The sequence below is a fragment of the Citrobacter freundii complex sp. CFNIH9 genome, assembly GCF_002903305.1.
Taxonomy (GTDB): domain Bacteria; phylum Pseudomonadota; class Gammaproteobacteria; order Enterobacterales; family Enterobacteriaceae; genus Citrobacter; species Citrobacter portucalensis.
The window spans coordinates 2,676,946-2,690,729 of sequence record NZ_CP026238.1 but is presented as its reverse complement, the minus strand read 5'-3'; the positions used below and the strand labels follow the sequence as shown (position 1 = coordinate 2,690,729).

General features: G+C 48.1%; 13 protein-coding genes and 1 pseudogene. 5 read left to right on the top strand and 9 right to left on the bottom strand.

The features are described from left to right. Positions 1 to 152 precede the first annotated feature (152 nt). Entirely contained in the window at positions 153 to 2,162 is a 2,010-nt protein-coding gene (locus C2U43_RS13625) for an acyltransferase family protein (protein ID WP_103285306.1), read from the bottom strand. A gap of 295 nt (positions 2,163 to 2,457) precedes the next feature. Further along, positions 2,458 to 2,754, bottom strand: coding sequence for a YciI family protein (locus C2U43_RS13620; RefSeq protein ID WP_103285305.1), 297 nt, complete (start codon positions 2,752 to 2,754; stop codon positions 2,458 to 2,460). A 215-nt stretch (positions 2,755 to 2,969) separates the two neighbouring features. Here C2U43_RS13620 and tonB point away from each other — a divergent pair, with 215 nt between their 5' ends. Further along, entirely contained in the window at positions 2,970 to 3,698 is a 729-nt protein-coding gene (gene tonB / locus C2U43_RS13615) for a TonB system transport protein TonB (RefSeq protein WP_182315644.1), read from the top strand. 64 nt (positions 3,699 to 3,762) lie between these two features. Here the strand turns inward: tonB and yciA are convergent, their stop codons facing one another. The 4 genes and pseudogenes from yciA to C2U43_RS29780 all read right to left on the bottom strand — a co-directional run. Continuing rightward, a complete protein-coding gene (gene yciA, locus C2U43_RS13610; RefSeq protein WP_008784945.1) occupies positions 3,763 to 4,164 on the bottom strand; it encodes an acyl-CoA thioester hydrolase YciA in 402 nt (133 codons plus the stop codon). A 165-nt stretch (positions 4,165 to 4,329) separates the two neighbouring features. Next, the gene (locus tag C2U43_RS13605) at positions 4,330 to 4,869 is read right to left on the bottom strand and encodes a septation protein A (protein WP_048235264.1); all 540 of its coding nucleotides are present in this window, start codon (positions 4,867 to 4,869) and stop codon (positions 4,330 to 4,332) included. Positions 4,870 to 4,923: 54 nt separating this feature from the next. Continuing rightward, the gene (locus C2U43_RS13600; RefSeq protein WP_003020663.1) at positions 4,924 to 5,667 is read right to left on the bottom strand and encodes a YciC family protein; all 744 of its coding nucleotides are present in this window, start codon (positions 5,665 to 5,667) and stop codon (positions 4,924 to 4,926) included. Between the two features lie 28 nt (positions 5,668 to 5,695). After that, positions 5,696 to 5,773: pseudogene (locus C2U43_RS29780) on the bottom strand (YkgJ family cysteine cluster protein); the annotation flags it as partial. Positions 5,774 to 6,065: 292 nt separating this feature from the next. Here C2U43_RS29780 and ompW point away from each other — a divergent pair. From ompW to C2U43_RS13575, 4 genes are all read left to right on the top strand, one after another. Next, positions 6,066 to 6,704, top strand: coding sequence for an outer membrane protein OmpW (gene ompW / locus C2U43_RS13595; protein WP_071446265.1), 639 nt, complete (start codon positions 6,066 to 6,068; stop codon positions 6,702 to 6,704). Positions 6,705 to 7,127: 423 nt separating this feature from the next. Then, positions 7,128 to 7,844, top strand: coding sequence for a YebC/PmpR family DNA-binding transcriptional regulator (locus tag C2U43_RS13585; RefSeq protein ID WP_003020658.1), 717 nt, complete (start codon positions 7,128 to 7,130; stop codon positions 7,842 to 7,844). Between the two features lie 604 nt (positions 7,845 to 8,448). Continuing rightward, positions 8,449 to 8,724, top strand: a complete 276-nt coding sequence (locus C2U43_RS13580) for a hypothetical protein (RefSeq protein ID WP_103285304.1) — start codon at positions 8,449 to 8,451, stop codon at positions 8,722 to 8,724. 186 nt (positions 8,725 to 8,910) lie between these two features. Further along, positions 8,911 to 10,383, top strand: a complete 1,473-nt coding sequence (locus tag C2U43_RS13575) for a GGDEF domain-containing protein (RefSeq protein WP_103285303.1) — start codon at positions 8,911 to 8,913, stop codon at positions 10,381 to 10,383. Between the two features lie 32 nt (positions 10,384 to 10,415). On the opposite strand, the gene trpA is transcribed toward C2U43_RS13575, so the two are convergent. Genes trpA through trpCF form a run of 3 tightly spaced genes read right to left on the bottom strand, consistent with a single transcriptional unit; the run spans position 10,416 to position 13,784 of the window. After that, positions 10,416 to 11,222 carry a tryptophan synthase subunit alpha gene (gene trpA / locus C2U43_RS13570; RefSeq protein ID WP_048235267.1) on the bottom strand — a complete coding sequence of 269 codons (807 nt, stop codon included), beginning with the start codon at positions 11,220 to 11,222 and terminating at the stop codon, positions 10,416 to 10,418. After that, positions 11,222 to 12,415 (bottom strand): tryptophan synthase subunit beta, encoded by a 1,194-nt coding sequence (trpB, locus tag C2U43_RS13565; protein WP_003020645.1) that lies wholly within the window; start codon positions 12,413 to 12,415, stop codon positions 11,222 to 11,224. Before trpB ends, trpA begins: the two co-directional genes overlap by 1 nt. 10 nt (positions 12,416 to 12,425) lie before the next feature. After that, positions 12,426 to 13,784, bottom strand: a complete 1,359-nt coding sequence (gene trpCF, locus C2U43_RS13560) for a bifunctional indole-3-glycerol-phosphate synthase TrpC/phosphoribosylanthranilate isomerase TrpF (RefSeq protein WP_103285992.1) — start codon at positions 13,782 to 13,784, stop codon at positions 12,426 to 12,428.

The window sequence follows — 13,784 nt, the reverse complement described above, 5'->3', positions numbered from 1 at the left end:
GAGGGAAGTCATTATGTGTACAAATCTTTTTGACAACGCTCGTCGCTACACTGACGAGAAAAAGTAACAACCAAAGCCGCTATCTGCGGCTTTTTTACTTGAGTGAATATTAGTATCCGAATGGATATGATTCCCATAGTTCTGGTCAAGCGTCAAAGTTGCAGGGCGTTAGTTGCCTCGGTATGTTCTGCTTGTTTAAATGCGCGTTGAAACATGGGGAGTAAAAGCCTACTGCCAAATGCACTTAGGTGGTTACTGTCTGAGTAAAGTGGACGTCCACCAGCATCTCCCCAACACCGCCCATCCTTGCAAAGATAGGGTAACGGATTGAGAATATTGACGCCGCAGCGCAGGGCCGCCTCATCTTGTGCTGCCCAAATGGCTGTTTGTCGCTGGTAATATTTATCGAGAGAAATGGATACTGTACTGTCTGACTTACCAAACATCAGTGCCCTGGCCATTGTATTAGGCACATCGACTGCCATTTCAGGAATAGGGCGGACCAGAAATACCCTCTGACTATTCTCTATGGAACACAGAGTTTTTACGAGTTGCTGGCTAAACTGCTGTGTTAAATTCTGATTGGGGTGTTCATTCGGCGTATCAAAAAATCCCATAGGAATATTAAAAAAATCGTCCATTTCATTTTGTCCCAGGATAGCGAGGCTGCTTCTGTTGGCGATAAAGACGAGTTTATTTTTATATTCATTATTTAGTAAATTAATAGCTCGATCATTAAATAGTTTACAGTCATCATTAATATCCTCTCTTCGTTTCATGCCTAACACTGTCGGACAGCTCGCATAGGTCATCTCAACCACCGCACCGGGTGCAGCCTCTGCGACAGCTGAAACCAGCATGCTTGCATGACTGTCTCCAAGGACAATGGCCATTAACTCTCCTTTGCCATATCTGCACATAGGAGACTCGCTTCCTTTACCCGGCGCGAGCAGACATTTTTCAAATCGGACTGCGTAATCAAGTTTCGGGATCATCGCTAATTCAATTGCCGGGTTAATTCTACCATCGACTTGCTGATAACGAGCCCCTGCGGCCATTCCACCAGTGCTCAAAATTAACAGTAATAGTATCCAGCTCTGTTTGCGTGCAGGGGTTAGCGCAAGCTGTTTGCGTGTCGGAATCTCTACGAGCAATAAAGAGATCTTTCCCAATAGCACACTCATTACAATGCCAGTAGCAATCCACCAGGGATTGTGATGTTTGTCGGCATAACTGAGCAGCACCGCCAGCGGCCAGTGCCACAGATAAATTGAATAAGAACTGGCACCTATCTGGCGAAAAATTGCCGTAGATGTAAAAAATGATCGCTGGCGATTAGCCGCAAGAACCAGCATGGTCCCCAGCACAGGGACCACGGCATAACTTCCCGGCCATGGTCGTGTCGCATCCAGGAGTGTGACTGACAGGGCAATTAAAATAAAACCCGCCAACTCTAGTATCCGGGCTGGGCGTTGCGACATAGAATGCCGACGAGTTAGCCACCATGCAGCTCCTCCAGCTAATAATTCCCAAATGCGGGTGGGGAGTAGATAAAACGCACTACCTGGGAGTCGAGGGCTCACGTAAATTGATAGAGCTAATGACAGTACGCCTGCGGCGATAAGTGCAAACTTAACACCCTGCCGGCCAAACCAGCGCCAGAGTAAAATGCAGCCAACAGGCAACAAAATGTAAAATTGCCACTCCACCGAAAGAGACCATGTGTGCAGCAACCAGTTTTCTCTGGAAGTGATATCGAAATAACCCGCTTCACGCCAAAACTTGAGATTGGAAACAAAAGTAAGCGCTGTGATCGCATTGGTTGCCAGCACATGATAATCAGCGGTGGGCAACCAAAACCAACCCAAGAAAAGTAACGTGCTACATAATGCAATTAAGGCAGGAATAATTCGTCTGGCACGTGCCAGATAGAAACTCCATAATGAAAAATTGCCACGTTCAAGGCCGTTCACGATGATGGCGGTCATCAGGAAACCTGATATAACAAAAAAAACATCAACGCCGATAAAGCCACCGCTAAATCCGGGTACGCCAAAGTGATAAAATACGACCGCTAATACAGCCCATGCTCGCAGGCCATTGATATCATGGCGGAATGCTTTAGGAGAGGGAGAGGCGGGACGGAACGAATCAAAAGCCATAATTGACTAAAATCCCGTATATCGTGACAACGCAGCCTGTCTGCATTGTGACAAATTAATCTCGACAGATAATAAAATACACTGAGGTTGAGTAAGAAACAATCAATGACACGCTAATAAACGGTCGTAGCTACCTTTTATAAGGGTACTTATCATTGCTTTGATATGCTGAATTAATGCATAGAGACGAGAAGTGAGGGCGTTTAGACTAATGTGCACCTAAATGCGCCCTCAATGGCTATGTATTTTGCTTACTGTTCAGTATTTTTATAAATGAAAATGGCTTTTTGTTTTGTCAAAATATTTTCTTGTAAGGTTTTACTGAAACCTGCGCATAAACGCCCGCCGCAACATACGGATCGGCTTCTGCCCACGCCTGTGCCGCCTCCAAAGATTCAAATTCGGCAATCACCGTCGAGCCGGTAAAACCCGCCGCACCGGGATCGTTACTGTCGACCGCTGGCATAGGGCCCGCCGTGAGCAAACGACCTTCGTCATGAAGGAGTTGCAGGCGAGCCAGATGAGCAGGGCGCACGGAAAGACGTTTTTCGAGAGAGTCTGCGATATCTTGAGCGTAAATAACATACAGCACGGGTAGAGCTCCTTGAACGGTAAAAGTCGTTAATAACGTTATTGGAAAGGCCTAACAACTGCAACGGAAAGATAACTGATATGTTAAGGCCATACTCTGAAAGTGGTTTTTTATCATAAAATCGCGTTTTAAATGTCAGTTAGCATCACGGGCTTATTGAATATGATTGCTATTTGCATTTAAAATCAGGGCCTGGTTTTTTTACTGAAACGATTATGACTTCAATGACCCTTGATTTACCTCGTCGCTTTCCCTGGCCAACGTTACTGTCTGTCGGCATTCATGGTGCCGTAGTGGCTGGTTTGCTGTATACCTCGGTACATCAGGTTATTGAACTACCTGCGCCAGCGCAGCCGATCTCTGTCACGATGGTCGCGCCTGCCGATCTCGAACCGCCTCAGGCCGTTCAGCCGCCGCCGGAACCCGTTGTCGAGCCTGAACCGGAACCTGAACCGATTCCAGAGCCACCAAAAGATGCGCCGGTGGTGATTGAAAAACCGAAGCCCAAGCCTAAACCGAAGCCAAAACCGGTGAAAAAGGTGGAAGAGCAACCGAAACGCGATGTTAAACCAGCAGAACCGCGCCCGGCCTCCCCAGTGGAAAATACGGCACCTACGCGCACAATGACCAATACCGCGCCGGCAACTACCAGCAAACCGGTGGTCAGTGCGCCATCGGGTCCACGCGCTTTAAGCCGTAATCAGCCTCAGTATCCGGCGCGAGCTCAGGCGCTGCGCATTGAAGGCCGGGTAAAGGTCAAATTTAACGTAACGCCGGATGGCCGGGTTGAAAATGTGGAGATCCTGTCTGCACAGCCTGCCAATATGTTTGAGCGTGAAGTGAAAAATGCGATGCGTAGATGGCGTTATGAAGCAGGCAAACCCGGTTCCGGGCTTGTGGTGAATATTGTTTTCAAATTAAACGGCACAACGCAGATCGAGTAAGCATCAGGCCGTCCGGCAATGATCAAGAGTGATGATTGCCGGATAGCAGTACTGACGTGTGCTATCAGACCAACGTGGGAATTGGACGCGGTTTCCCGTCTTTATCAACGGCAACGTAGATAAACAGAGCTTCGGTGGCCTTATAGCGCTGCCCAATAGGTTCAGAAGCGACCTTCTTCACCCAAACTTCAATATTGATGCTGATCGAGGTTGTCCCGCGTTTCACACAGCGCGCATAGCAACACACCACATCACCTACGGCGACCGGGCGCAAAAAGCTCATCCCTTCCACTCGCACCGTTACCACACGACCATGTGCGATCTCTTTGGCCTGAATCGCGCCACCTATATCCATTTGTGACATCAGCCAGCCGCCAAAAATATCACCGTTCGCGTTGGTATCGGCAGGCATGGCCAGAGTACGTAAAACCAGTTCACCCTGGGGAGTGTTATTCGTTGTTGTCATTGTAGAACCGACTATAGAGAAAGATTACAGGCGCGATGCTACTAGAATTTGTGCGTTGAGAACAGAGGTGATGCGGCGTGCAGAGCAGATGTAAGTCAGGTTGTCAGCACAATGGAACGCGAGGGGATAAAAATTCGCCAGATCCGCAGATCTGGCGAGCATGTATTACGATTTATCTTCTTGCGGCAGATGACGGTAAATATAGACCCCACTCAGCAGCGTAAAGAATAAAGTCAGGGCGGTCAGACCGAACACCTTGAAGTTGACCCAAATGTTCTGCGGTAGCCAAAATGCAATATAGATATTCGCCAGGCCACACAGGATGAAAAAGACGGCCCATGCTAAATTAAGTTTCGACCACACTGACTGCGGTAGGGTCAGCTCTTTACCTAACATGCGTTGAATCAGCGGCTTTTTCATCACCCACTGGCTAACCAGCAGAGCACCAGCAAACAGCCCGTAAATCACCGTTACTTTCCACTTAATGAATTCATCGTTGTGGAAAAAAATAGTCAGGCCACCAAATACGGCCACCAGGACAAAGGTGATTAACGCCATCTTCTCGACCTTGCGATAGCGAACCCAGCTGTAAATCAACACTACAGCCGTCGCGACAATCAGCGCCGAGGTCGCCGCATAGATGTCGTAAAGCTTATAAAAAGCAAAAAAGACAACCAGCGGTAAAAAATCAAGAAACTGCTTCATTCTTCGATTCCGTCATCAAAAGCACCGGGAACAAGCCCGGAATGCGTTCAGGGTTTATTGGCGAATCAGCATGTACAGGCGGAACAAATAGATCAGCAACACGGCGGAGATCATATTGCTCAGCGTATTCGCCAATACCGCGCCTACATTCGGCGTAAGTACTGCAAAACTTGGCGCAAAAAGCAACAGCAGCGTTTTTGCCAGCAACCAACCGATCACTGCCGGCGCAACCAGTCGCATATTGGACCACGCCAGACGCATACTGTTGCGCATCGCGGCAAAGACACCCATTTTGTCCTGTACCAACATCACCGGTGCGAGTGCCAGCAGGATCGCCAGCAGAATACCGGGTACAACAACCAGCATAATACCGATTTGCACCAGCAGAGTAGTCAGAAAAATCAGAATAAACAGCTTCGGTAACACTGGCGCACTGGCGCCGATGGCACGTAACGCGCTGACGCGATGACCTGCTGAAATCAGCTGAATCATCAGGATGACCCCCCCGGCGAGGATGGCATTACCAATCAGACCGGAAAACGTCGACGCTGCGGATGCGCGTAGCAAAATTTGCTGTTGCTCCGGGGTCATGTTTTGCACCAGATCGAACAGCCCCACGCTGCTGGTTAACTGATCGCCTTCACTGAGTTGCGCAATTTGTGCGTCAGTGGGGGAAAAGGCATGCCCTAACACCACTGTGATAAACGCGCACAACAACGATACCAGCAAGATGGTAATGAATTGATTACGGAAAAAGTTTCCCGTGTCACGGTAAACGGATTTCGCCGTGATAGACATGCACTCTCCTTGAGTTTTGCAGGTGTTCATTTGCGGGCAATTGTACCCTGGATAACTCTACAGTGGCAGCATCGCGCGATGTATGGAAAAGCATATCTTTGTAAAGCTGCAGTAATTTTTGGCTATGACTTCAGCGTCGTGCATGAACGCTGTTTGTTATCTGCGCATCACGCGCAGATATCCATCAACCATCAGCAATGAGCTGGAGGTACTTGCACAATGAAAATATATCAAAATTGATCTGAATTAATTTAACCAGGATTTTGAATGCAAGTTCTAACTTAATCTGGATCAATAAATGTTAAATTATCAAAGTCAATGTGATCAATGTTAGATCACTTATTACTCCAATGTGGGTATATTCGTTCCGCTTTTATAACCATAACGATGGAGCGGACATGAAAAAATTAACAGTTGCAGCATTGGCTTTAACAACTCTTCTCTCTGGTAACGCATTTGCGCATGAAGCTGGAGAATTCTTTATTCGTGCGGGTTCTGCCACCGTCAGGCCGACGGAAGGTGCAGGTGGTACGCTGGGCAGCTTAGGTGGCTTTGATGTCAGCAATAACACGCAGTTGGGTCTGACATTTACCTACATGGCAACCGACAATATCGGTGTTGAATTACTGGCAGCTACGCCGTTTCGCCATAAAATCGGCACTGCTGCAACGGGTGATATTGCCACCGTACATCATTTACCGCCGACGTTAATGGCGCAGTGGTACTTCGGTGACTCCAGCAGTAAACTGCGTCCGTACGTAGGTGTTGGGGTGAACTACACGACCTTCTTCGATGAAGGCTTTAACGATAACGGTAAAAAAACGGGGTTATCGGACCTGAGCCTGAAAGATTCCTGGGGTGCAGCAGGGCAAGTCGGTATGGACTATCTGATTAACCGCGACTGGCTGATTAACATGTCGGTCTGGTACATGGATATCGATACCACCGCAAGCTATAAAATGGGTGGCGTCCAGCAGCGAGACAGTGTACGCCTCGATCCGTGGGTGTTTATGTTCTCTGCGGGTTATCGTTTCTGATATTTACTGTAAAACACTTCTGCAAAACTGGTCGTCAAATGGCCAGTTTTTTTCCATTCTTTTCCTCGCGTATCGTTGTCTTGATCGGCCATTATTTTGCTCATCTGGCCTGACAAAATTTGTGTGTCGATACCTCGCTATAAGCAGTGCAGCAGCAACTTTAATAGTAGAAGTGTTTGTCTGGAATATTACTTTTGTTTCTCTTTTCTTATGCATTATTGCTGCGGACCATTTATTAAGAACAAAAAAGAACCAGAGGATAATTTATCAATAATGTTAACTATTGATAAATTTAAAGTAACATATCGTAAAATTCGAATATTTTTATTTTTAATAGACGAGGATTTATACGTCATGATATAATGTAATGCTAGGTTATTTACCTGTCGGCTATGTAAATGAATTTTTGAGGAGATCATTCCAGTGGGACGTAAGTGGGCAAATATTGTTGCTAAAAAAACAGCTAAAGACGGTGCAACGTCTAATGTATATGCAAAATTCGGTGTCGAAATTTATGCTGCTGCTAAACAAGGCGAACCAGACCCAGAATTAAATACATCTTTAAAATTCGTTATTGAACGTGCTAAACAAGCGCAGGTTCCAAAACACGTTATTGATAAAGCCATTGATAAAGCCAAAGGCGGCAGTGATGAAACGTTCGTGCAAGGGCGTTATGAAGGCTTTGGTCCCAGTGGCTCACTGATTATCGCTGAAACATTGACTTCAAATGTTAACCGTACGATTGCTAATGTCCGCTCAATTTTTAATAAAAAAGGCGGGAATATCGGAGCGGCTGGTTCTGTCAGCTATATGTTTGACAATACCGGAGTGATTGTTTTTGAAGGGACAGACCCTGACCACATTTTTGAAATTTTGCTTAATGCTGAAGTAGATGTTCGTGATGTAACCGAAGAAGAAGGAAACATCGTTATTTATACAGAATCTACAGATCTTCACAAAGGCATTGCAGCTTTAAAAGCCGCAGGGATTACTGAATTCTCTACCACAGAATTAGAGATGATTGCTCAATCAGAAATTGAACTTTCACCAGAAGATTTAGAAGTCTTCGCAGGGCTTGTTGATGCCCTTGAAGATGACGATGATGTTCAAAAAGTATATCATAACGTTGCAAATCTCTAATGATAGATTAAAAGAATCTGTCAATATGGCAGATTTTTTTAACTCATAAAGTTGTTATGGATAAGAATGTCTGGCCAGGTATGGCAATTCTAAAAAACAGATAAAAACAACTATCTTAAAAAATGTAATAATTAAAACCTCTGGTCTTAACTTCTTAGGTACGCGATAAACGTTATACGTCCAATATGCCCCGCGATATCCTGCATCCACTCAGCGCCGCTATGAACAATTGAGATGTTAACTCCATCATTCCAGATAATCCTGGTGTAAGCACAACGTGAGTTTCTCACTCATCACTGTCCCGACATTATCAGTGAAGCTTTACATCAGAAATTATGGTCCGCTTCACGCTCAGAGTAGTCTAACGATTGACAGTCTCAGACAGTATGGAAACAATGAGTGCACTATTATTACAAACTCGGTTATTCTCCATCGTCATCAACTAAAAATATCTGATCTTCGCCAGAGATTCGCACGGAGCTGTCTGTTACCGTTTTCAGACAATATCCTTACTTAGACCCATCGTTTAAACAATCCCATCCTACCTTTCTCCCCTTTGATGTAGTGCTACTCTTTAAGCAAAACAATTTTGAGGATATTGCTGATGATGTTGACCCGCCATCTGCTACAGCAAAAAATCGCACTTCTGGAACCGTTCTCAGAAGATCAAACGGCAGCGTTTGCCGTAAGTGCTGCACGTGAGTTATTGCTTTACATGGATAAAATTGAGGCGCTGGAGAAACTTATTGCGACTCCAGTTACACTACCTTATTGCAGCGCCAGTCCGGTTTGTGAGATTGAGGCGGGCTATGCCGCAGGCGTAAACGACTGCCGCGAGGCCATTCGACGGGCAGGGTATCCTATTGAAGGTGATGATTAGTTTGCGTTTATGTTAACAATTATGTGCTTTTATTGTATAAAACTGTAACCTAAGCGCGCGGCTGCGGGCTACATCAACTTACCTGCATCGGGGTGGCGAACATTCTCTATCAACGTACAACGCTGTTATGCAACAACATAAACGGGTAACCGATTTGGCAATACTGTTAACTATCAGGGTGGACTCGTGAAGATTGTGCAGGATAAGCTCAGAAACAGGCAGGCACTGCTGGTATCAGGGCTCATTACGTTGATATTTACGTCGTTGTTTCTGTTTATTATTTATGAACAGCGAATGGCCGCTGCCAGCGAAGGTGTTAACCGCCTGCAAGCGCGCATGATGGACATTTTTAACGACAACGAGCTGATCGCCGATGCGATTGGCGAGCGCTACCACCATATCAAAACGGGTGATCAATGCGGTGATATTTCACAATTCGCCCCCCGGGATGAGAATGAATGGGGAATTAACGCCGACCCAAAGCGGCTGCATTCGGCAACGGGGACAATGGTTGCTCAGCAAACCAGCCACAACGCGCTGTGTATGTATACGGCGGCGGAGTTTATTCGCGGTATGGTCAATGAGCTAAACCCGGGCAGTTTTGATGCACATCGTTATATTATCGCCAAAAACTCAGATTATTTTTACTGGTTTATGGCTTCCGATTCGCGCAATTTCAGTTTCTCTAATTCTGAAATGGCGCGGGATATCACGCAATTTTTCTATCCCCCCGTCGATTTCTATACCCGACTGCTGCAGAAAAACGTCAAAAATAAAGCCCTCAGTTCAACGAATTTCTATACCGATAAAATTACCGGTGAAAAAGCTTACAGCGTGGTGAGTTATATCTACGATCTGTCTGGCAAAGAGATATCAGACCAAATCGTGGCTTATCTGGTCTATGACCATTCAAAGTCCGAATTGCAGGAAGCGTTAGCCCAGGCATTTGACTACCAAATTCCACCAGAATTGAACGTAGAATTGGTGAATTTGACCAACAATGAGAGTCTCTGTTTATCCGGTAAATGTACCGGTCAATCCCGCTTTATGGTGCGCAATTTTTCAGAGAAATATGCGCTGCACTATTCGTTATCATTAGGTCGTTTTATGACGCGCGACACGCATGCAGGTATCGTGATTCTGCTGGCGCCGTTTTTCTTCATCATGATCAGCTTCTCGTTAAAAACATGGCTGAACGAAAGTGACCTCAAGGTTTATATTGATACCCTCACCGGTTGTTTTAACCGCCGAATTCTCGACATCATCAAGCGTCGGGATTTATCACACTGCTCGGTGGTGCTACTTGACTGTAATAAGTTCAAGGCCGTCAATGACACCTGGGGCCACGCGGCAGGCGATCGTGCGCTGCAAATTATCGCCAACAGGATGCTGTCAAACACCCGCACCAGTCACGATATTGTGATTCGTACCGGCGGGGATGAATTTATGATCCTGCTGTTTCGATCGCAGGCAACTGACGCTATAGCAATCGCGCAACGTATTAGTGGGCAGGTGACCAGCCATGTGTTTGTGGTGGATGGCCATACCGTGCCATTGTCAGTATCGTGGGGGATTGCAGAGGTGAATGGTGAACTGGATGTGGCCATTCAGAATGCGGATAGCGCTATGTATAGAATGAAGCACACGAAAGAAGGATAAAACCGCCAGAAATTTCTGGCGGTTGATTTAGCTTACTGGTGGGTGGCGGCTTTCATCGTGCTGACAAACGCTTTCAGCTCAGCCAGCATCTGTTCCGGTGCCGCAACATTTTTCTCAATGATTTTCACAATTGCCGAGCCGGAAATTGCACCGGCAGCACCGGCTTCAATAGCACCAGCGACCTGTTCAGGCGCAGAAATACCAAAGCCCTGTAAAGAAGGTGGTGCACCATATTCTTTCAGCTTTTCAACAAGATGATGCAGCGGTAATGCTGCACGATTTTCGGCACCGGTTACACCTGCACGTGAAAGCAGATAAGTGTAGCCACGACCATAAGAGGCAATCTGGCGTAGCAGTTCTTCATCTGCATTCGGCGGGCAGATGAAAATCGGCGCGATGTTGTGGCGCAGCGCTGCAGTTCTGAATGGTGCAGACTCTTCAACGGGAACATCGGCCACTAATACAGAATCCACACCCACTTTCTCACAATGGGCGTAAAATTCATCAATGCCCTTACTGAAGACCAGGTTGGCATACATCAGCAACCCAATGGGAATCGTCGGATGCTTCTGGCGAATCAGCGCCAGCATTTCAAAGCATTGCGACGGTGTAATGCCGGCGGCAAACGCACGCAGGGTGGCTTCCTGAATAGTTGGGCCATCTGCCAGCGGATCGGAGAACGGAATGCCGAGCTCAAGAGCGTCGGCACCGGCTTCAATCAGCGTATCAATGATTTTCAGTGACTGCTCAACAGACGGATCGCCCAGGGTTACGAAGGGGACAAAAGCGCCTTCTTTGCGGTCCTTCAGCTGTGCAAACAGGTTTTCGTAACGTTCCATCAGATTTCCCCTCGCGCTTTCAAAATATCGTGTACGGTGAAAATGTCTTTGTCGCCGCGACCGGAGAGATTAACCACCAGCAACTGCTCTTTTTCTGGATTCTCACGCATCATTTTCAACGCGTGCGCCAGGGCATGGGAGGACTCCAGTGCCGGGATAATTCCCTCGTGCAGACACAGCGTTTTGAAGGCTTCCAGTGCTTCATCATCGGTGATTGAAACATAATCGGCGCGACCAATGCTGTTCAGGTATGCATGCTGTGGCCCCACTGACGGGAAATCCAGCCCTGCAGAAATAGAGTAAGACTCTTCAATCTGTCCTTCTTCAGTCTGCATCATTGGGGACTTCATGCCGAAGTATATCCCGACACGACCATGCTTCAACGGCGCGCCGTGTTCTCCAGACTCAATCCCGTGACCGCCTGGCTCTACGCCAATCAGACCTACGCTGGTTTCATTAATAAAATCGGCGAACATCCCGATGGCGTTAGAACCTCCGCCCACGCAGGCGATAACGGCGTCCGGCAGACGGCCTTCTTTTTCCAGAATCTGCGCCTTGGTTTCTTCACCGATCATGCGCTGGAACTCACGCACAATGGTCGGGAAGGGGTGCGGACCAGCCGCCGTACCGAGCATGTAGTGCGCGGTATCGTAGCTGCCAGACCAGTCGCGAAGCGCTTCGTTACAGGCATCTTTCAGCGTCGCGGAACCGCTGTGAACGGGGATAACTTCAGCGCCCATCAAACGCATACGGAAAACGTTAGGCGACTGACGTTCAACATCTTTCGCGCCCATATAAATACGGCATTTCAACCCCAGCAGTGCGCTGGCGAGAGCAGATGCAACACCGTGCTGCCCCGCACCTGTTTCGGCGATGATTTCCGTTTTACCCATGCGCTTCGCCAACAACGCCTGACCCAGCACCTGGTTGGTTTTGTGCGCGCCGCCGTGCAGTAAATCTTCGCGCTTGAGATACAGCGTCGTGTTGGTGCCTTGAGTAATGTTCTGGCACTTGGTCAGTGCGGTTGGGCGACCCGCATAGTTTTTCAGCAGATCTGTAAACTGCGCCTGAAATTCAGGATCCTTTTGTGCGCTGACAAAAGCTTCTTCCAGCTGGCGCAGGGCAGGCATCAGAATCTGTGGCACATACATACCGCCAAATTCACCAAAGTACGGATTGAGTAATGTTGTCATGTCCTTTTCCTTAATATGCGCGCAGCGTCTGAAAGACCGAAGCCAGAAGACGTGCATCTTTGATGCCCGGCTGTGACTCTACGCCAGAATTGAAATCGAGACCGGCACAGCCGGTTTTTGCCGCGTCAACGCAGTTATCTGCGCCGAGTCCGCCAGCCAGTAAAACGTTATCCAGCGATTGTCCGCCTAAAAGTGACCAGTCGAAGCGTTGACCGCTGCCGCCCTGGCCGTTGTCGAAGACGTATTTATCGACATGCTGGTAATCACGGGATGGCAACGTCTCGCTGACGCTGAGTGCCTTCCAGATTTGCACCTGTGCGGGCAGTAAGTCGCGCAGAGCGTCAACATAGGACTGGTCTTCGTTACCGTGCAGTTGCACGGCAGTTAGTCCCAGCTCCGCCGCTGTTGCGCTCACGTCGGTAATATCTGAGTTGCGAAACACCCCGACGTATTGCAGCGGCGCGCCGGTCATGACCTCTCGCGCCTGTGCTACGTTGAGCGCGCGCGGTGATGTGGGGACAAAAATCAAGCCGCCGTAAATGGCGCCCGCTTCGTATGCCGCATTTGCATCCTGAGCCCGGGTTAAACCGCAGACTTTATTCTCGCCGAGCAGTACGCGTCGCACGGCGGCGTGCAGATCATCATGCGACATCAGCGCGGAGCCAATCAGAAAACCGTTGGCGAAGTGGCTGAGCTCGCGCACCTGACCGTAAGTATTGATGCCGGACTCGCTGATGACGGTCACACCATGACCCAGTCGCGGTGCCAGTTGACGGGTGCGATTCAGATCAATCGACAGATCGCGTAAGTCACGGTTGTTGATACCAACGACTTTGGCGCCCAGTGCGATAGCACGCTCCAGCTCTTCTTCGTTACTGACTTCGGTCAGTACGCCCATTTTCAGGCTGTGGGCGACGGCGGCGAGTTGACGATATTGCTCATCATCGAGCACCGACAGCATCAGCAAACAGGCGTCCGCCTGGTAGAAACGCGCCAGGTAAATCTGGTAAGGATCGATAATAAAGTCCTTACACAGAATCGGCTGCGGTGCGATGCGGCTGACGATAGGCAGGAAATCAAAGCTCCCCTGGAAATACTTCTCATCGGTCAGTACGGAGATCGCGGAAGCATAATGTTTATAGATGCTCGCAATCTGTGCAGGGTCGAAGTCATCACGGATCACGCCTTTTGATGGAGATGCTTTTTTGCATTCCAGAATAAAGGCGGTGCGTGCACCTTGCAGCGCATCGTAGAAATCACGTGAGCCAGGCTGAACATCATCTTGAAAGCTGGCCAGCGGTTGTTGCTGTTTGCGGGCTTCTACCCAAATCGCCTTGTCTGCGACAATTTTCGCTAAAACGGTTTGCAT

Bases quoted from the DNA above. Each gene is read 5' to 3' on its own strand.
- C2U43_RS13625 (WP_103285306.1), bottom strand. From the start codon at position 2,162: ATGGCTTTTGATTCGTTCCGTCCCGCCTCTCCCTCTCCTAAAGCATTC.
- C2U43_RS13600 (WP_003020663.1), bottom strand. From the start codon at position 5,667: ATGTCTATCACGGCGAAATCCGTTTACCGTGACACGGGAAACTTTTTC.
- trpCF (WP_103285992.1), bottom strand. From the start codon at position 13,784: ATGCAAACCGTTTTAGCGAAAATTGTCGCAGACAAGGCGATTTGGGTA.
- trpA (WP_048235267.1), bottom strand. From the start codon at position 11,222: ATGGAACGTTACGAAAACCTGTTTGCACAGCTGAAGGACCGCAAAGAA.
- C2U43_RS13605 (WP_048235264.1), bottom strand. From the start codon at position 4,869: ATGAAGCAGTTTCTTGATTTTTTACCGCTGGTTGTCTTTTTTGCTTTT.
- yciA (WP_008784945.1), bottom strand. From the start codon at position 4,164: ATGACAACAACGAATAACACTCCCCAGGGTGAACTGGTTTTACGTACT.
- tonB (WP_182315644.1), top strand. From the start codon at position 2,970: ATGACTTCAATGACCCTTGATTTACCTCGTCGCTTTCCCTGGCCAACG.
- ompW (WP_071446265.1), top strand. From the start codon at position 6,066: ATGAAAAAATTAACAGTTGCAGCATTGGCTTTAACAACTCTTCTCTCT.
- trpB (WP_003020645.1), bottom strand. From the start codon at position 12,415: ATGACAACATTACTCAATCCGTACTTTGGTGAATTTGGCGGTATGTAT.
- C2U43_RS13580 (WP_103285304.1), top strand. From the start codon at position 8,449: ATGATGTTGACCCGCCATCTGCTACAGCAAAAAATCGCACTTCTGGAA.